The organism is Streptomyces sp. NBC_00353 (genome assembly GCF_036108815.1).
Lineage (GTDB): Bacteria > Actinomycetota > Actinomycetes > Streptomycetales > Streptomycetaceae > Streptomyces.
Genome location: NZ_CP107985.1, coordinates 6,101,067 through 6,118,896, shown reverse-complemented (window position 1 = coordinate 6,118,896; position 17,830 = coordinate 6,101,067). Strand labels below are relative to the sequence as shown.

The following is a 17,830-nucleotide window of genomic DNA, read 5'->3' as shown; positions in this document are numbered from 1 at the left end:
CCCGGCACCCGTTACCCAGGGATGCGTCTTTCCTGGGTCCGGCAGTACCAGGCTCCGCTCCGGCCCGTCTCCTAGGATCGAACGCATGGATGGGGACCTCGGAGACTTTCTCCGCTCGCGACGCGCACGGATTCAGCCCGAGGACGTAGGACTGCAGGCATACGGCCGACGCCGGGTCCCGGGGCTGCGCCGCGAGGAGGTCGCACAGCTCGCGGGCGTGAGCGTCGACTACTACATCCGGCTGGAACAGGGACGCGGACCGAGCGTCTCGGACGCGGTGCTCGACGCGATCGCCCGGGTGCTGCGGCTGGACGAGACGGAGCTGGCGTATCTGCACACCGTGGCCCGGCCGAGCACGAAGGCACGCGGCGATCGGCCGGCTGCCGCGCAGCGGGTACGGCCCGGGCTGCGGCTGTTGCTGGACACCATCGACCGGGCCCCCGCGTTCATCCTGGGCCGCCGCATGGACGTGCTGGCCTGGAACACCCTGGGCGACGCCGTCGTCGGTTTCTCCCGGATGCCCGCCGCCGCGCGCAACATGCCGCGCCAGGTGTTCCTGGAACCGGCGGCGCGCGAGCTGTACCCGGAGTGGGCGGCAGTGGCGGCGGAGACGGTCTCGCATCTGCGGCTGGATGCCGGGCTGCACCCGACGGACAGACAGCTCGCCACGCTGGTCGGCGAGCTGTCGTTGCGGAGTGAGGACTTCCGGCGGCTGTGGGCGGACCACCAGGTCAAGGCGAAGACGTACGGGGTCAAGCGCATCCAGCATCCCGTGGCGGGCGAACTGACGCTTCCGTACGAGACGCTGGCGCTGCCCGGCGACCCCGACCAGTCACTGGTCGTCTATACGCCGGAGCCGGACACCGAGACTGCCGAGCGGATCGCGCTCCTCGCGAGCTGGGCGGCCGCGCCCGCCGGATGAGCGGCCATCGGCCGCTGGTGGACGCGCGTGGAGTATGTCGCAGGGACCGCCGCACCCCCGGTTTCCCAGGGGGCGGGACGACGGCGGTCCCCGCGAGGGACGCGGGTCCGGGTCAGGGCCGGCTGATCGCGTCCTGGCGACAGTGGAGGTCCGGGAGCCGCTCCGTAGTCCGTGTCGCCGTCTCGGGTGTCGGCGGGTTTCCCTGCCGACACCCACTAATGTGCCGGAGCCGTGTTAAGCCGGTGCTGCGGGTACGTGTCGTGCTCGTACCGTTTTCACGAAGCCCCGATTCCCGCTCTACTGCTTCGGACCGGCGTCCTTCGCCAGGAACGACAGCAGGTCCTGCCTGCTCACGACACCCTTCGGCTTGCCCTCCACCAGGACGATCGCCGCGTCCGCGGCGTCCGCACCGCTGAGCACCGACATCAGGTCCTCGACCGGTTCGCCCGAGCCGACCTGCGGCAGCGGCGGCGACATGTGCTTCTCCAGCGGGTCGGTGAGCGAGGCGCGCTGCGCGAACAGCGCGTTCAGCAGCTCCCGCTCCACCACCGAACCGATGACCTCTGCGGCCATCACGTCCGGGTGCCCGGCGCCCGGCTTCACGATCGGCATCTGCGAGACGCCGTACTCGCGCAGGACGTCGATCGCCTCGCCGACGGTCTCCTCCGGGTGCATGTGGACGAGCGTCGGGATCGCGCCTTCCTTGTGGGCGAGTACGTCCCCGACCCGCGCCGACGGGCCGGTGTCCTCCAGGAAGCCGTAGTCGGCCATCCACTCGTCGTTGAAGATCTTGCTCAGGTAGCCGCGGCCGCTGTCCGGCAGGAGTACGACGACCACGTCGTCCGGGCCGAGGCGCTGCGCGACCTCCAGGGCCGCCACGACCGCCATGCCGCAGGAACCGCCGACGAGCAGGCCCTCCTCCTTGGCGAGCCGGCGGGTCATCTGGAAGGAGTCCTTGTCGGACACCGCGACGATCTCGTCCGTGACCGTGCTGTCGTACGCGCTCGGCCAGAAGTCCTCGCCGACGCCCTCGACCAGATAGGGGCGTCCGGAGCCGCCGGAGTAGACCGAGCCCTCCGGGTCCGCACCGACGATCTTGACCGAGCCGCCGCTGACCTCCTTCAGATAGCGGCCGGTGCCGGTGATCGTGCCACCGGTGCCCACGCCCGCCACGAAGTGGGTGATCTTCCCGTCCGTCTGCTCCCACAGCTCGGGACCGGTGGTCTCGTAGTGCGAGCGCGGGTTGTTCGGGTTCGAGTACTGGTCGGGCTTCCAGGCGCCCGGCGTCTCACGGACCAGCCGGTCGGACACGTTGTAGTACGAGTCCGGGTGCTCGGGGTCGACGGCCGTCGGGCAGACGACGACCTCGGCACCGTACGCGCGCAGCACATTGATCTTGTCCGTGGACACCTTGTCCGGGCAGACGAAGATGCACTTGTAGCCCTTCTGCTGCGCGACGATCGCCAGGCCGACGCCCGTGTTGCCGCTCGTCGGCTCGACGATCGTGCCGCCGGGCTGCAGCGCGCCGCTCTCCTCGGCCGCCTCGATCATGCGCAGGGCGATGCGGTCCTTGACCGAACCGCCGGGGTTGAAGTACTCGACCTTGGCCAGCACCGTCGCCTCGATGCCGGCCGTCACACTGCGCAGCCTCACCAGCGGGGTATTGCCAACGAGACTGATCATCGAATCGTGAAATTGCACCGTGTTACTCCGGGGTCTCCGAGATGGTGCGGCCAGCGTATGCGTAAGGGGATGAGATTGGGCGAAGCGATTGGGCGACGGTCGTTACGGGGCAGTTAGCTCTATGTACGGCGGTACGGCGACGAGGAGGTGGACCGGACTGTGTCAAGAGCAAGGGTGGCACGGCGGATCGCGGCAGGGGCCGCCTACGGCGGCGGCAGTATCGGACTGCTCGGTGCGGCGGCGGTGGGCGTGGTGCTGGCGGAGGTCCAGCTGGCGAAGCGGCAGGTGGGTGGCGGTATCGCACCCGTCCCGCCGAGTGCCGACGGGCGGTACGGGGTGGCCTTCACCGGTCCGGCAGAGCCTTTGCTGCTCGGTCTGCTCGGCGACTCCACCGCGGCCGGCCAGGGCGTGCGCAGGGCCGGACAGACCCCCGGGGCGCTGCTCGCCTCGGGTCTCGCGGCGGTCTCCGAGCGTCCGGTGGATCTGCGGAATGTCGCGCAGCCGGGGGCCCGGTCGGACGATCTGGAGCGGCAGGTGTCGGTGCTGCTGGCCGACACGTCCCGTACGCCGGACGTCTGCGTGATCATGATCGGGGCGAACGATGTGACACACCGGATGCCCGCCACCCATTCGGTGCGGTGCCTGACCACCGCTGTGCGCAGGCTGCGCACGACGGGCGCGGAGGTGGTTGTCGGCACGTGCCCTGATCTCGGCACGATCGAGCCGGTCTACCAGCCGTTGCGCTGGCTGGCCCGGCGGGCGAGCCGCCAACTGGCCGCCGCCCAGACGATCGGTTCGGTGGAGCAGGGCGGGCGCACGGTGTCGCTGGGCGACCTGCTGGGGCCGGAGTTCGAGGCGAACCCGCGCGAACTGTTCGGCCCGGACAACTACCACCCGTCGGCCGAGGGGTACGCGACGGCGGCGATGGCTCTGCTGCCGACCCTGTGCGCCGTGCTGGGGTTGTGGCCGGAGTCCGACCGCCTCGACGGCTCGCGCCGCGAGGACATGCTGCCGGTGGCCAAGGCGGCGTCCCAGGCGGCCCGGGAGGCCGGTACGGAGGTCACGGGGGCGCGGGCGCCCTGGGCCCTGCTCAAGCACCGCAGGCGGCGGCGTCTGCCGACGGCCACGGAGCCGCAGCCGGAGCCTCAGCCGCAGTCGAAGTCGAAGTCGGAGCCCCTGGCGCGGTCCCATCCGTATCCGGACGGGCAGCATCCGGACGGGCAGTACCCCGACGCAGCGTTGCCGGACGGGCAGCACCCCGCCGGCAACCACCCCGACGTGCACCCGGGCGGGGACGCGGGCACTGATCCCGCGCCCCGGCATGCCTGAACATCCGCATGCACTCGACCCCGTCCACCGACCCCATCCACTCGACTGAGCGGTCGCTTAGAAAAGAGGTCCGCATCACATGGCCTGCCGGGTGACCTCAGCGATACGGCCGGGTAACTTCCAAGACAGTCCTGCCCGTCAGGTCTGCCGGTCAGTCCTGCCGGACAGCCAGCCTTCCAGCCCTCATGGAGCCGCGTGATGCCTGAAGCCGTGATCGTCTCTGCTGCCCGTTCCCCCATCGGCCGGGCCTTCAAGGGTTCGCTGAAGGACCTGCGGGCGGACGACCTGACCGCCACGATCATCCAGACCGCGCTGGCCAAGGTCCCCGAGCTGGACCCGAAGGACATCGACGACCTGATGCTCGGCTGCGGCCTCCCCGGCGGCGAGCAGGGCAACAATCTGGGCCGCATCATCGCCGTGCAGATGGGAATGGACCACCTTCCCGGCTGTACGGTCACCCGTTACTGCTCGTCCTCCCTGCAGACGAGCCGCATGGCGCTGCACGCCATCAAGGCCGGCGAGGGCGACGTCTTCATCTCGGCCGGTGTCGAGATGGTGTCCCGCTTCGTGAAGGGCAACTCCGACAGCCTGCCGGACACGCACAACCCGCTCTTCGCCGAGGCCGAGGCCCGCACCGCCGCGCGCGCCGCGGAGACCGGTGCGAGCTGGCACGACCCGCGCGAGGACGGTCTCGTCCCGGACGCGTACATCGCGATGGGGCAGACCGCCGAGAACCTGGCCCGGCTCAAGGGCGTCACCCGTCAGGACATGGACGAGTTCGGCGTACGGTCGCAGAACCTCGCCGAGGAAGCCATCAAGAACGGCTTCTGGGCGCGTGAGATCACCCCGGTCACGACCCCCGACGGCACGGTCGTCTCCCAGGACGACGGCCCGCGCGCGGGCGTCACGCTGGAGGGCGTACAGGGCCTGAAGCCGGTCTTCCGCCCTGACGGCCTGGTCACCGCCGCCAACTGCTGCCCGCTCAACGACGGCGCCGCCGCGCTCGTGATCATGTCCGACACGAAGGCGCGCGAGCTGGGTCTGACCCCGCTGGCCCGGATCGTCTCGACCGGCGTCTCCGGGCTCTCCCCCGAGATCATGGGGTACGGACCGGTGGAGGCCAGCAAGCAGGCGCTGAAGCGCGCCGGGCTCACCATCGACGACATCGACCTGGCCGAGATCAACGAGGCGTTCGCCGCCCAGGTGATCCCCTCCTACCGCGACCTCGGCCTGCCGCTGGAGAAGGTCAACGTCAACGGTGGTGCGATCGCCGTCGGCCACCCCTTCGGCATGACCGGCGCCCGGATCACCGGCACGCTGATCAACAGCCTGCAGTTCCACGACAAGCAGTTCGGGCTGGAGACCATGTGCGTGGGCGGCGGCCAGGGCATGGCGATGGTCATCGAGCGGCTGAGCTGAGCTGATCGCTTCCGGAACCGCCGAGCAGACCTCTCCCGGCGGCTCACCCACCCACGACGTGGCCGGTTCCGAGCCCCGACCGTGACCGAATCTCCCCCAGGATGTGACCTATCTCCTGGGGGAGAGGTGTTTTTGCAGGTCACACCCGCATCAGGGGTAAACACGCGACCCAAAGACCTGTCCAATTCGTGACGTAATGCACTGACAATGGGCGCAGGTGCAGGCCAAGCTGATGTAGGAAGTCGTGGGATCAATTGAAACCGGGAGTATGTCAGTGAGCATCATGCCTCTTGCCCTGTTGCTGACCACCGCCGCTGCGACGGCTGTGGGCGCTGCCGCGCTGCACGCTGCTCACGGGCTGCGCAAGCAGGTCACGGCCCTGCGCATCGAGCTGGCCGCGGGCCACGCCCGTACCGCCTCGGTGCCGCCGCAGAGTCGCGCCACGGCTACCCCCGCCGCCGAGATACGCGCTGCTGTGGCCGAAGCACTCGCCGAGGAGCGTGAGCGCGAGCTCGCCGAGGCCCGTGCCTTCTGGGCCTCCCAGGAGGCGCGCGACGCCGCCGACGCCCCGTCCCTGTTGGGCGGCCTCTCCGGGATCGGCGAGGACGCGCCGTTCTTCCTGCCGCGCCAGGCCGACTTCGCGGGCCTGGAGGCCATGGACCTCGACGCCACCGAGGCGCTCGAAGAGCTGACGGAGCTGGCCGAGCTGGCGGAGATAACCGAGCTGCCCGAGACGGTGGAGTTCGCCGAGGACTCCCCCGAGCTGGCCGCGGCCCGTCGCCGTCACCCCTCGCACCCCGACTTCGTGCCGGTGCAGACCCCGGTCGTCACCGACCACGAGCGCACCGTGAGCCGGCTGGAGGAGCTCGCCGACCGCCGTACCGAGCTCGCCGATGTCCGGCCCGGCCCGCTCGGCACCCTCGATGTCTATGTCTTCGCCGACGGCACCACGCTCTGCATGACCCCCGGCCACCGCGAGACGGCCGAGCAGCTCGGCCGAGCGCTGCTGGCCGGTGAGCACCCGGTGCTGCTGGGCGGCTCCGGTGTCTCCGGCGCGTACGCACTGACGTTCTCCTGCGGCAAGGAGAACGTCTACATTCTCGCCGACCGGGTCATCGCCTCGTTCTGAGCCACCGGAAGCACTCCCGGAACCCTGGAGCCCCCGGGAACCTTCCGGGAAGCCCGGGTTCCCCGCAGCGGCTCCCGGCCGCTGCCCAAGGCCGCTACGCGAATGCCCGGGCGGTCGCTTCCTCCACGAATCGCACGGCCTCGTCCAGCTCCACGGACGGGGCCGTTTCCAGTGCCGCCGCCAAGTCCCGCCCCACGACCGCGAGCTGGTCGCCGATTGCGAACATCCCGACGTCCGGCAGGATGCGCGGCGCACGGTCCGGCGCTTCGATGCGCTGGGCCCGTACGGCCAATTCCCTGGCCGTGGCCAGCCCTTCGGCGGCGGCTCCGCGCTGCAGCCTGCTCTGCGGGGCGGCACGCAGCCGGTCGGCAAATCGGTCCACGGCGGTGATCAGCGGGGTCGTATCGAGCACTCAGTGACCCTACGCGCCGGTCCGTGATGGTTGCCAACGGGCCGACGCTCAGGCACGGTGTCGGGAAGGACCAGCAACGCGCAATGCGTCGGAGGCGCCGATGAACCATGTCTTCTCCGAAGAGACCCATCGCAATCTGCTCTCCCGAATCCCCCGCTGCACCGGTCGTGAAGTCTCCGACTGGCTCCGCACCGTCGACGAAGGCCCCGCCCTCCGGTTCGACGAGAAGGTCAGCTGGCTGCGGAGCGAACACGACCTCGCCTATGGACACGCGAAGGCACTCATCCACGAGTACGACCTGAGACGGGCGGCGCGGAAGCTGCTTTAGGCGTACGAGATCCGGACAAGCGGAACGGCCCGCAGGCGGTGTGCCTGCGGGCCGTTCCGTCGTGCGGGGCTGTGCGGTCAGTCGTCGCCGCTGAGGATGGAGAACAGACGCAGCATCTCCAGGTAGATCCACACCAGGGTCATGGTGAGACCGAAGGCCGCCAGCCAGGACTCCTCGCGCGGCGCGCCGTACGCGATGCCGTCCTCGACCTGCTTGAAGTCCAGGGCCAGGAAGCACGCACCGAGGATGATCCCGATGACGCCGAAGAGGATGCCGAGACCGCCGCTGCGGAAGCCCAGGCCGTCACCCCCGCCGAAGACGGCGAACAGCAGGTTGACCACCATCAGGAGCATGAAGCCCATGGCGGCGGCCATCACGAAGCCGTAGAACCGGCGGGTGACGCGGATCCAGCGCATCTTGTACGCGAAAAGCACACCGGCGAAGACACACATGGTGCCCAGCACCGCCTGCATCACCACGCCGGGACCGATGTACGTGGAGACCGCGCTGGAGATCACCCCGAGGAAGACACCCTCGAAGGCCGCGTAGGAGACGATCAGCGCCGGGACCGGCTTGCGCTTGAACGACTGGATGAGCGACAGGACGAATGCCACCAGGGCAGCGCCGATCGCGATGCCGTAGGACTTGCCGAGGTTGGCCTCGTCGACCGGCAGCAGGGCCCAGGCGAGGGCCGCGCCGAGCACCACGGTGCCCAGCGTGATCGCGGTACGCGTGACGACGTCGTCGATCGTCATCGCACCGGTGCGCGCGGGCGCCTGCGGGGCGCCGTACCGGGTGTCCTGCTGGGCGTAGGGGTTGGTGGCGTACGGGTTCGCGGCGGTGCCCTGCGCGTACGGGTCGGCACCCGTCACAGGGGCCCCGGCCTGCGGCGCCGCGTTGAAGCCCGCGTAGCCGTTGTCGCGGCTGAACCCCCGTCGCGAGAAGACCGGGTTGCTGCTCCTCATTGCTCTCCTCCATGGCCACCCTGCGTGGCCTTCCCACAAGAGTAATGGGTAGGCAAAAGAATCACCCTAGTGCCAGGGGAGGATCTTTATGAAGGTTGATCGCTGAACTAACGCCCGTCCGCACCGGCACGGTCACCGAATGTCGCAGTGGTGCCCGGAGCCGGACTCGAACCGGCACGCCCCCGAGGGGCAGCGAGGTTTAAGCTCGCCGTGTCTGCATTCCACCATCCGGGCCTGGCGCGCGGCTCCGCGTTGGCACATGACCCTATCCGTGGACGTCCCCCGATCAGCGGAACTGTGGCTCGATGTTGTCTTATTTTATTGACCGTTTGAGGGTCCGTCAGCATAGCTGAGAGGGCATCGGCACATGCCTGGCCGGGGTAGTGGGTACCAAGACCCACAATTGGGATTGACGGAAACTCGCCGCACCCGGACGGCCCAGTGCGCCATGGGTGCGCCATGGCTCGCCATGGGTCCGCCACCCGGCTAGGCAATGGTGTCATTTACACACCTCAGCACCGGGCGGGTCCCCAGTGCCCCCGGGTCCTCGATCACCGCGCCGGTCACCCGGAAGACAGCGCTCTCCCCCGGCAGCAGGGTGACGAGCATCTCGTCCACCGCGGCCGCCGGATCGAGCCGGTCGGGGAAGAGAGCGAGATCCCGCAGCAGTGTGCGGGCGGTCAGCTCGACACGGTATGCGGACGCGTCGCCGTCACTCCGGGTGACCCTCACGTCGTAGCAGGCGGGCGGCAGAGCCAGCCGGGTGTCCTCCTCGTAGAACTCGACTGTCCGCACCTCGCCCAGCCGCGCCACCAGCTCATGGCGCTGGTCACGGAGGGCAGCGCAGCCGGATTCGAGGACTCCGCCGCCCGCCTCGTCCCGCGCGGCTCCACGGCGCCGCCGCGCTGAGCGCCGGGTGCGGGGCGGCCGGTGCGACGTGCCGGATGTGACGTGCCGGATGTGACAAGCGCGGTACGCCATCAGGGTCGCCGTCATACCGCAGGAGGACGCGCGTACCCCGCCGATGCGACTCAAGAGGGCCTCCGGAACGGGCACCGGGGCTGACGACCGGCGGCGAATCGAAGGAGACGATGGAGCGGTGCCTTGCAGAAGGCCCCGTACCTGAACCGAGTCCCGACCCAGGAGTCTCCCGTGACCACCATGTCCACCGCTCACCGCGCCACCGCGGTGGCCGCCCGCGCCACGGAACTGTCGAAGATCTACGGAGAGGGCGAGACCAAGGTGACCGCCCTGGACCGGGTCACCGTGGACTTCCCGCAGGGCGAGTTCACCGCGATCATGGGCCCGTCGGGCTCCGGCAAGTCCACGCTCATGCACTGCGTGGCCGGCCTCGACAGCTTCAGCAGCGGTTCGGTACGGCTCGGTGAGACGGAGCTCGGCTCCCTCAAGGACAAGCAGCTCACCCAGCTGCGCCGGGACAAGATCGGCTTCATCTTCCAGGCGTTCAACCTGCTGCCGACGCTGACCGCACTGGAGAACATCACCCTGCCGATGGACATCGCAGGCCGTAAGCCGGACGCCGAATGGCTGCGCGGGGTGATCGACATGGTGGGCCTGTCCGACCGGCTGAAGCACCGGCCGACCGAACTCTCCGGCGGCCAGCAGCAGCGTGTCGCGGTGGCCCGCGCCCTGGCCTCCCGGCCGGAGATCATCTTCGGTGACGAGCCGACCGGGAACCTGGACTCCCGCTCCGGCGCCGAGGTCCTGGGCTTCCTGCGCAACTCGGTGCGCGAGCTGGGCCAGACCGTGGTGATGGTGACGCACGACCCGGTCGCCGCCTCCTACGCGGACCGGGTGATCTTCCTCGCGGACGGGGCGATCGTCGACCAGATGGTGCGTCCCACCGCGGACGGGGTGCTGGACCGGATGAAGGCGTTCGACTCCAAGGGCCGTACCAGCTGAGCACGGACCGCCTCCCCCGATCCCGCTTCCGGACCCCATCCCAGGACTGACAGACATGTTCCGTACCGCCCTGCGCAATGTGCTCGCGCACAAGGCCAGGCTGCTGATGACCGTGCTCGCCGTGATGCTCGGCGTGGCCTTCGTCTCCGGCACCCTGGTCTTCACCGACACCCTCGGCAACGCCTTCCGCAACCAGTCTGCGAAGAGTTACGACGACGTCGCCGTCGCCGTCACCACCCACGCCGACCGGCGCGACGAAAAGGCGTCCGGCATCGACGCCGCCACGCTGAAGAAGATCCGGTCCCTGGACGGGGTGGCCACCGCCACCGGCCGGGTCTCCGGCTTCGCCGGGGTCGCCGACCCGGGCGGCAAGCTGATCGGCAACGGCTGGTCCAACACCGGCGGCAACTTCTCCCCCGGCGCCAACGGCAAGGACGCCTCGTACACCTTCGTCGACGGCACGGGCCCGGTCGGCGACGGCCGGATCGCGCTCGACAAGGAGACCGCGAAGAAGGGCACGTACGAGGTCGGCGACCGGGTCAGGGTCGCCACGAACGGACCGGTGAAGGAGTACACCCTCGCCGGGATCTTCACCACCGAGGACGGCGCGGTCAACGCGGGCGGCAGCCTGGTCCTCTTCGACACCCCGGTCGCCCAGCAGCTCTACCTGAAGCCCGGCTGGTTCCAGGACATCACCGTCACCGCAGCGGCCGGCGCCTCCGACCAGAAGCTGCTGGACGCGGTGGAGCCGCTGCTGCCCAAGGACGCCACCGCCAGGACCGGCAAGGTCCTCGCCGATGACCAGGCGAAGCAGATCGAGGACGGCCTGGGCAACCTCAACACGATGCTGCTCGCGTTCGCGGCCATCGCCCTGTTCGTCGGCATCTTCCTGATCGCCAACACGTTCACCATGCTGGTCGCCCAGCGCACCAAGGAACTGGCGCTGCTGCGCGCCGTCGGCGCCTCCCGCCGCCAGGTCAAGCGGTCCGTGCTCCTCGAAGCGGCCGTGGTCGGCGCGCTCGCCTCGGTGATCGGCTTCCTGCTCGGTATCGGTCTCGCCACCGGACTGCGCTCGGCGATGAGCCTGATCGGCGGGAAGATCCCGGCCGGTCCGCTGGTGGTCTCCCCCCTCGCGGTCGGTGCCGCGCTCGGCGTCGGCGTCCTGATCACCGTGCTGGCCGCCTGGCTGCCCGCCCGCCGCGCCGCGAAGATCGCGCCGGTGGCCGCGATGAGCAGTGTCCACGCGGTGGCCACCACCAAGTCGCTGGTCGTGCGGAACTCGATCGGCGGGGTGCTCACCCTGCTCGGTGCGGCCGGGATCGTCGCGGGTGCGGCGGCCGGTTCGGACGGCCGGACGATCATCGGGGCCGGGGCCCTCGTGGCGCTGATCGGTGTCATCGTGCTGATCCCGCTGCTGTCGCGGCCGGTCATCGCGCTGGTGCGGCCGCTGCTGCTGAAGCTGTTCGGCGTCTCGGGCAAGCTGGCTGCGCAGAACGCGGTCCGTAACCCCCGGCGTACCGGAGCAACGGCCTCCGCGCTCGCGATCGGCCTCACCCTGGTCACCGGCATCTCGGTGCTCGGCGTCACGCTCGGCCAGGCCGTCGACCGGATGACGACGGACAACATCAAGGCCGACTACATGATCTCGATGGCGAGCGGCGACTCGCTCGACGAGTCGGCACTCACCGCCCTGGAGAAGTCCGACGCCGTCTCCGCGGTCTCGCCCCAGCAGGCCGCCTCCATCAGGGTCGAGGGCGCCTACCACGCGGCGTCCGGGGTGACACCGGGCGATGTGCAGAAGGTCTTCTCCGTGAAGACGGTCTCCGGCTCGCTGGATTCGCTCGCCCACGGCGAGATCGCCGTCGGCGACAAGACCGCGAAGTCCAACGGCTGGAAGCCCGGCACCTCGCTCCCGGTGACGTACGACGACGACAAGAAGGGCACCCTGAAGGTCGGCGCGGTCTACGAGGAGAACGAGTTCCTCTCGCCCGTCCTGATGCCGAAGAACATCCTGGACGCGCACCAGAGCCGCCCGGACATCCGCGAGATCTGGCTGAAGACGGACGGCGGCGCGTCGAAGGCCAACGAGCAGGCCGTGGTCGACGCCCTGGGTGACAACCCGGCGATGTCCGTGATGGACCGTCAGGACATCCGGGACATGTTCGGCGGCTTCATCAACACGGCGCTGAACATCATGTACGGGCTGCTGGCGATGGCCCTGATCATCGCGGTGCTCGGGGTCGTCAACACCCTGGCGATGTCGGTCTTCGAGCGTCAGCAGGAGATCGGCATGCTGCGGGCGATCGGTCTGGACCGGCGCAAGGTCAAGCGCATGATCCGGCTGGAGGCCGTGGTCATCTCGGTCTTCGGTGCGGTGATCGGGGTCGCGCTCGGTACGTTCCTCGGCTGGGCGATCGGCCGGACGCTGGCCTCCGCCATCCCGGGCTACGCCCTGGTGATCCCGTGGGACCGGATCGCGGTCTTCCTGGTACTGGCAGCGCTGGTGGGCGTGCTGGCCTCGCTCTGGCCGGCCCGTAGCGCCGCGAGGCTGAACATGCTGACGGCGATCAAGACGGAGTAGCGAGTGAGCCGCTGATGGCCAACCCCTGATACGGAGGGCCGGTACCCGCAAGCTGGAGCTGCGGGTACCGGCCCTCTCTGCACTCGTACGCGTTCAGTCGGCCGCGGAGGCCTTCCATTCGCGGGCGCGCAACGGCATCCGCGAAGCCCCGCCGTCCATCGGACGCACCACGAGGATCTGGTTGACGCCGATCTTGTTGTGCTCGAAGGAGAGCGCGGAGGCCGCCATGTAGAGCCGCCAGACCCTGGCCCGGCCGGGCGAGGTCATGGTGACGGCACGGTCCCAGTGCTTCTCCAGGTTGGCGACCCAGCGGCGCAGGGTCAGTGCGTAGTGTTCGCGGATCGACTCGACGTCGCGGGCTTCGAAGCCCGCTTCCTCCAGTGTTGCGACGGTCCGGCCCACCGGCGCGAGTTCGCCGTCCGGGAAGACGTACGCGTCGATGAACTCGTCCACGTGGTAAGCGGACTCGTCCTTCTCGGGGCGGCGGGCGATCTGGTGGTTGAGCAGCCGGCCGCCGGGCCTGAGCAGTGCGTAGAGGCTGTCGGCGTATTCGCGGTAGCGGACCGAACCGACGTGTTCGGCCATGCCGATCGACGAGATGGCGTCGTACGGGCCGTCCCTGACGTCCCGGTAGTCCTGGACCCGGATCTCGATCCGGTCCGTCAGTCCCTCTTCGGCAATGCGCTTGCGGGCGAACGCGGCCTGCTCGGTGGAGAGGGTCACTCCGGTGACCTGGGCGCCGTACTCGCGTGCTGCGTGCATGGCCATGGAGCCCCAGCCGCAGCCGACGTCGAGGAGGCGGTCGCCCTCCTTCAGGGCGAGCTTGCGGCAGACCAGGTCGAGCTTGTCGCGCTGGGCGTCCTCCAGGCTGCCGCCGTCCTCCCAGTAGGCGCAGGAGTAGACCATGGACGGGCCGAGGACCAGTTCGTAGAAGTCATTGCCCACGTCGTAGTGGTGGCTGATGGCCTCCTTGTCGCGGCGTCTGGTGTGGAGGGGGCCGGTGCGGCGGCGGACCTCCTCGGCGGGCGGGGGCGGTGGCGGCCAGGGCCCGGCCAGCTGCAGCAGGCCGCGGGCGGCGGCCCGCACCTTGGGGTCCCGGATCGGGTGGACGGTGTCCTTCGCGTCCGCCCCGCGCTCCCAGAGCAGCCCGGCCATACGGTCCAGGGTCTCGTACAGATCGCCTTCGATGTCGAGTTCGCCCGCCACCCAGGCGCGGGCCAGGCCCAGTTCGCCCGGCTTCCAGAGCAGCCGGCGCAGTGCGCGGCGGTTCCGGACGACGAGTACGGGGGCACCTGGCGGTCCGGATTCACTGCCGTCCCAGGCCCGGATCCGGACCGGTACGGGTTCTCCCAGCAACTCCTCGGCGAGAGCGGTCAGCCGCAACGCGGCGTCTGCCATGGCGTACACCTCCGTGATGGTGTTTCCCAACGTGCCCGAACATGCCCAAACATGCCGTGAACCACGCCCTGCACCCGTGGTGCCACGACGAGGTACACCCCCGTCAACACTCTCCGGCGCCAACGCCATCCCGCAGCAGCGCAACGGATCGGCAAAATACCTGTAGCCCACATGCACTTATTGGGTCGGAGGGCCGCCCCTCCCCGGGTACGCCGAAGGGGCCGCCCGCACCACGGATGGCGGGCGGCCCCTTCGGGCGTCATGCACGAGCTGTGCGGATGCGAGCATCCGCGGGTGGACTAGGAGGCGTTGGCCTTCTCGCCCTCGGCCTTGGCGGCGGCCGGAGCCGGAGCCGGCTTGGCGGCCTCGTAGAACTCCTCGCGCGGCGTCTCCATGGCGCCGAGCGAGACGACCTCGCGCTTGAGGAACATCGCAAGGGTCCAGTCGGCGAAGATCCGGATCTTACGGTTCCAGGTCGGCATCGCCATGCCGTGGTAGCCACGGTGCATGTACCAGGCGAGACGGCCCTTGAGCTTGATCTTCATCTTGCCCATGACGATCATCGCGACGCCCTTGTGCAGGCCGAGACCGGCGACCGCACCCTTGTTGGCGTGGCTGTACTCCTTCTGCGGGAAGCCGCGCATCCCGGAGATGACGTTGTCGCCGAGGACCTTGGCCTGACGCAGTGCGTGCTGGGCGTTCGGCGGGCACCAGGCGTTCGGGTTGCCGGCCTTGCGGCCGACCATGTCCGGAACCTGGGCGTTGTCGCCCGCGGCCCAGATGTAGTCGGTGCCCTGCACCTGAAGCTTCTCGGAGGTGTCCACGTGACCGCGCGGACCGAGCGGCAGGCCGAAGCGTGCCAGCGCCGGGTTCGGCTTCACGCCGGCCGTCCACACGATGGTGTTGGAGTCGACCTCGAGGCCGTTCTTCAGAACGACGTGACCGTCGACGCAGGAGTCCATGGAGGTCGAGAGGAAGACCTCGACACCACGGGACTCCAGGTGCTCCCGGCCCCAGGTGCCCAGCTTCGGGCCGACCTCGGGAAGGATCTTGTCGGCGGCGTCGACGAGGATGAAGCGCATGTCCTCGCGCTTCACGTTCGTGTAGTACTTCGCCGCGTCGCGGGCCATGTCCTCGACCTCGCCGATGGTCTCCGCACCGGCGAAGCCACCACCCACGAAGACGAACGTCAACGCCCTGCGGCGGACGTCCTCATCGGTCGTCGAGTCGGCCTTGTCCAGCTGCTCGAGAACGTGGTTGCGCAGGCCGATGGCCTCCTCGATGCCCTTCATACCGATGCCCTGTTCGGCCAGGCCGGGGATCGGGAAGGTGCGGGAGACCGCGCCCATCGCGATGACCAGGTAGTCGAAGGGCAGCTCGTAGGCCTCGCCGACGAGCGGCGCGACCGTGGCGACCTTGCGGTCCTGATCGATGGTCGTGACGCGGCCGGTGAGAACCTCGGCCTTCGGCAGTACGCGTCGCAGCGGGACGACGACGTGCCGAGGCGAGATGCTGCCGGCGGCGGCTTCGGGGAGGAAGGGCTGGTAGGTCATGTACGACCGGGGGTCGACGACCGTGACGGTCGCCTCGCCGTAGCGCATCTTCTTCAGAATGCGCCGAGCTGCGTACAGGCCTACGTACCCACCGCCTACTACGAGGATCCTGGGACGCTCCGTGGTGCTCATGCCATCGAGTATCCACCCCACCTGGGGGGCACGCTCGTGAGCCCCTTCACAAGGTATCCCCCACCCTCTGCTACACTTCGCCGCCCACGTGACCGAGGTCATGGGGGCGCGGGGGAACCACCGCGCCACGGCGAACGTTGTTCACCGCTTGTGAGCAGGCCCTTGAGCCCCGTGAGCGCTGTGAACCACCCTCTTCTTCCACCGCCTCGAACCACACCCGGAACCGTCCCGCATGCGCGGCGGGCGGACCCGTCGGCGGCCGTGGAAGCCCGTACGGAGCAGAAGTGTGGCCCGGAGCGCCGAATTCCTTGTGAAGAAGTTCACGAACTTCGTCGCGGCGTGTCTCCGCAGGGGGTGCGCGAAGGGTCCACGAGGAGCCGACGCAGGCTCAAAGGTGCAGGCGGGAGTGCGCATGAGCGCGATATCTGCCGCGCTCGTACGCACTCCCGCCCGGCCTCGGCTAGGCGATCGACCAGCCGATTCCGTCCAGAATGTCGTGCTCGCTGACGACGACCTCGCGGGCCCCGGTCCGCTTCATCACGGCCAGCAGGACGAGCGCCCCGGAGGTGATCACATCGACGCGTCCCGGGTGCATCGCGGGGATCGCGGCGCGCTCGGCGTGGGTCGAGGTGACGAGCCGCCCGGTGATCTCCTGGACCTGCTCGAAGGAGATCCGGGAGTGGTGGATCGCCTCGGAGTCGTACTCCTGCAGTCCCAGCGCGATCGCGGCCACGGTGGTGACGGTGCCGGCGAGGCCGACGAGCGTGGCGGCCTCGGTGAGCGGGACGCTCTCCTCGGCAAGGTCCAGGGCGGCGTCGATGTCCGCACGGATCGCGGTGATCTGACCCGGTGTGGGCGGGTCGGTGACGACACCGTCGCGTACGAGGTGGCGCTCCGTCATCCTTACGCAGCCGATGTCCACGGACCGCGCGGCCAGGACCCGGTCGTCGCCGACGACGAACTCGGTGGAGCCGCCGCCGATGTCGACCACCAGATACGGCTTGGCGAGATGGTCCCGGCCCGCGAGTTCCTTGGTGGCACCCTCGAAGGAGAACTCCGCCTCCTGGTCGCCGCTGATCACCTCGGGCTCGACGCCGAGGATGTCCAGCACGCCGCGGACGAACTCGTCCCTGTTCTCCGCGTCGCGGGAGGCGGAGGTGGCGACGAAGCGGAGCTTCTCCGCGCCGTGCGCCTTGATGACGTCCGCGTACCGGCGACAGGCGGCGAAGGTCCGCTCCAGAGCGTCGGGGGCGAGCCTGCCGGTGCGGTCCACGCCCTGCCCGAGCCGGACGATCTCCATCCGCCGGTCGAGCTCGGTCAGCTCACCGGTGGCGGGGTCGGCGTCGGCGACGAGCAGCCGGATGGAGTTGGTTCCGCAGTCGATGGCGGCAACGCGGGTCACCGGCCGTCCCCCTCACCGGGCCGGTCGGCCGGCCGGGAGGCGAAGTGGCCGCTGTCGTTCGCGTCGACCGTCCACCCGTCGCTCTCGCTCGGAGCCACGCACGGCGTCACGCACGGCCCCTTGCGCCACCACTCCGGCAGCATCGCAATCGCCTCGTCCCCCAGCGGATTCACGCCCGGCCCCGCCGCCAGCGAGTGCCCGACCAGCACATGCAGGCACTTCACCCGGTCCGGCATGCCTCCCGCACTGGGGAAGCCCTCCAGCACCTCGATCGCGTCACGCCGGGCGATGTAGTCCTCGTGCGCATTGCGGTACGCCGCCGCCAGCTCCGGGTCCGTGGCCAGACGCTCCGTCATCTCCTTCATGACGCCGTTCGCCTCCAGCGTTCCGATCGCGGACGCCGCGCGCGGGCACGTCAGGTAGTACGTCGTCGGGAACGGCGTACCGTCCTCCAGCCGGGGCTGCGTCTCGACCACGTCCGGGTTGCCGCACGGGCAGCGGTGCGCGATCGCGCGCAGCCCGCGCGGCGGGCGGCCGAGCTGCTGCTGGAACGCGGCGATGTCCGCCTCGGTGGGCGTGGTGGATTCGGTCTGGGGAGGGGGCGTTTCCATGCCTGCCTTGGTTCTACTCGGGATGCTTGGACTGCGGTTCCGC

Annotated in this window: 15 protein-coding genes and 1 tRNA gene; 7 read left to right on the top strand and 9 right to left on the bottom strand. The window is 69.6% G+C overall.

What is annotated here, in order from left to right; translation table 11 throughout:
- Positions 1-85 precede the first annotated feature (85 nt).
- Positions 86-922 carry a helix-turn-helix transcriptional regulator gene (locus OHA88_RS27705; protein ID WP_328627492.1) on the top strand — a complete coding sequence of 279 codons (837 nt, stop codon included), beginning with the start codon at positions 86-88 and terminating at the stop codon, positions 920-922.
- 297 nt (positions 923-1,219) lie between these two features.
- Here OHA88_RS27705 and OHA88_RS27700 read toward each other — a convergent pair whose 3' ends face one another.
- On the bottom strand, positions 1,220-2,623 hold the full coding sequence (locus OHA88_RS27700) for a cystathionine beta-synthase (protein WP_267004805.1): 1,404 nt from the start codon (positions 2,621-2,623) through the stop codon (positions 1,220-1,222).
- A gap of 156 nt (positions 2,624-2,779) precedes the next feature.
- Here OHA88_RS27700 and OHA88_RS27695 point away from each other — a divergent pair, with 156 nt between their 5' ends.
- The 3 genes from OHA88_RS27695 (at position 2,780) to OHA88_RS27685 (ending at position 6,482) form a co-directional block, all read left to right on the top strand.
- Positions 2,780-3,934, top strand: a complete 1,155-nt coding sequence (locus OHA88_RS27695; RefSeq protein ID WP_328629810.1) for an SGNH/GDSL hydrolase family protein — start codon at positions 2,780-2,782, stop codon at positions 3,932-3,934.
- Between the two features lie 198 nt (positions 3,935-4,132).
- Positions 4,133-5,353 (top strand): acetyl-CoA C-acetyltransferase, encoded by a 1,221-nt coding sequence (locus OHA88_RS27690; RefSeq protein ID WP_328627491.1) that lies wholly within the window; start codon positions 4,133-4,135, stop codon positions 5,351-5,353.
- A 298-nt stretch (positions 5,354-5,651) separates the two neighbouring features.
- Positions 5,652-6,482 (top strand): hypothetical protein, encoded by an 831-nt coding sequence (locus OHA88_RS27685; RefSeq protein ID WP_267008078.1) that lies wholly within the window; start codon positions 5,652-5,654, stop codon positions 6,480-6,482.
- Positions 6,483-6,576: 94 nt separating this feature from the next.
- Here OHA88_RS27685 and OHA88_RS27680 read toward each other — a convergent pair whose 3' ends face one another.
- Complete coding sequence (locus tag OHA88_RS27680; RefSeq protein WP_328627490.1) at positions 6,577-6,894, bottom strand: hypothetical protein; 318 nt, start codon at positions 6,892-6,894, stop codon at positions 6,577-6,579.
- 100 nt (positions 6,895-6,994) lie between these two features.
- Between OHA88_RS27680 and OHA88_RS27675 the strand changes: the two genes are divergently transcribed.
- Entirely contained in the window at positions 6,995-7,222 is a 228-nt protein-coding gene (locus tag OHA88_RS27675; protein ID WP_030976961.1) for a DUF4287 domain-containing protein, read from the top strand.
- A gap of 77 nt (positions 7,223-7,299) precedes the next feature.
- Here the strand turns inward: OHA88_RS27675 and OHA88_RS27670 are convergent, their stop codons facing one another.
- The 3 genes from OHA88_RS27670 to OHA88_RS44685 all read right to left on the bottom strand — a co-directional run bounded on the left by OHA88_RS27670 (position 7,300) and on the right by OHA88_RS44685 (position 9,222).
- Positions 7,300-8,187: a Bax inhibitor-1/YccA family protein gene (locus tag OHA88_RS27670; RefSeq protein ID WP_326629734.1), complete on the bottom strand. Its 888-nt coding sequence runs from the start codon at positions 8,185-8,187 to the stop codon at positions 7,300-7,302.
- A gap of 148 nt (positions 8,188-8,335) precedes the next feature.
- A tRNA-Leu gene (locus OHA88_RS27665) sits at positions 8,336-8,421 on the bottom strand.
- A gap of 252 nt (positions 8,422-8,673) precedes the next feature.
- A complete protein-coding gene (locus tag OHA88_RS44685; RefSeq protein ID WP_443044298.1) occupies positions 8,674-9,222 on the bottom strand; it encodes a hypothetical protein in 549 nt (182 codons plus the stop codon).
- 117 nt (positions 9,223-9,339) lie between these two features.
- Here OHA88_RS44685 and OHA88_RS27655 point away from each other — a divergent pair, with 117 nt between their 5' ends.
- Both OHA88_RS27655 and OHA88_RS27650 read left to right on the top strand, forming a co-directional pair.
- Positions 9,340-10,110, top strand: a complete 771-nt coding sequence (locus tag OHA88_RS27655) for an ABC transporter ATP-binding protein (RefSeq protein ID WP_267004794.1) — start codon at positions 9,340-9,342, stop codon at positions 10,108-10,110.
- A gap of 55 nt (positions 10,111-10,165) precedes the next feature.
- The gene (locus tag OHA88_RS27650) at positions 10,166-12,691 is read left to right on the top strand and encodes an ABC transporter permease (protein ID WP_328627489.1); all 2,526 of its coding nucleotides are present in this window, start codon (positions 10,166-10,168) and stop codon (positions 12,689-12,691) included.
- A gap of 93 nt (positions 12,692-12,784) precedes the next feature.
- Here OHA88_RS27650 and OHA88_RS27645 read toward each other — a convergent pair whose 3' ends face one another.
- The 4 genes from OHA88_RS27645 to OHA88_RS27630 all read right to left on the bottom strand — a co-directional run bounded on the left by OHA88_RS27645 (position 12,785) and on the right by OHA88_RS27630 (position 17,787).
- Positions 12,785-14,089 carry a cyclopropane-fatty-acyl-phospholipid synthase family protein gene (locus OHA88_RS27645; RefSeq protein WP_328627488.1) on the bottom strand — a complete coding sequence of 435 codons (1,305 nt, stop codon included), beginning with the start codon at positions 14,087-14,089 and terminating at the stop codon, positions 12,785-12,787.
- 299 nt (positions 14,090-14,388) lie between these two features.
- Entirely contained in the window at positions 14,389-15,774 is a 1,386-nt protein-coding gene (locus OHA88_RS27640) for an NAD(P)/FAD-dependent oxidoreductase (protein WP_328627487.1), read from the bottom strand.
- 460 nt (positions 15,775-16,234) lie between these two features.
- Positions 16,235-17,176, bottom strand: coding sequence for a Ppx/GppA phosphatase family protein (locus OHA88_RS27635; protein WP_328627486.1), 942 nt, complete (start codon positions 17,174-17,176; stop codon positions 16,235-16,237).
- Positions 17,173-17,787: a DUF501 domain-containing protein gene (locus tag OHA88_RS27630; protein ID WP_328627485.1), complete on the bottom strand. Its 615-nt coding sequence runs from the start codon at positions 17,785-17,787 to the stop codon at positions 17,173-17,175. The genes OHA88_RS27635 and OHA88_RS27630 overlap by 4 nt, the downstream gene beginning before the upstream one ends.
- Positions 17,788-17,830: the final 43 nt, after the last annotated feature.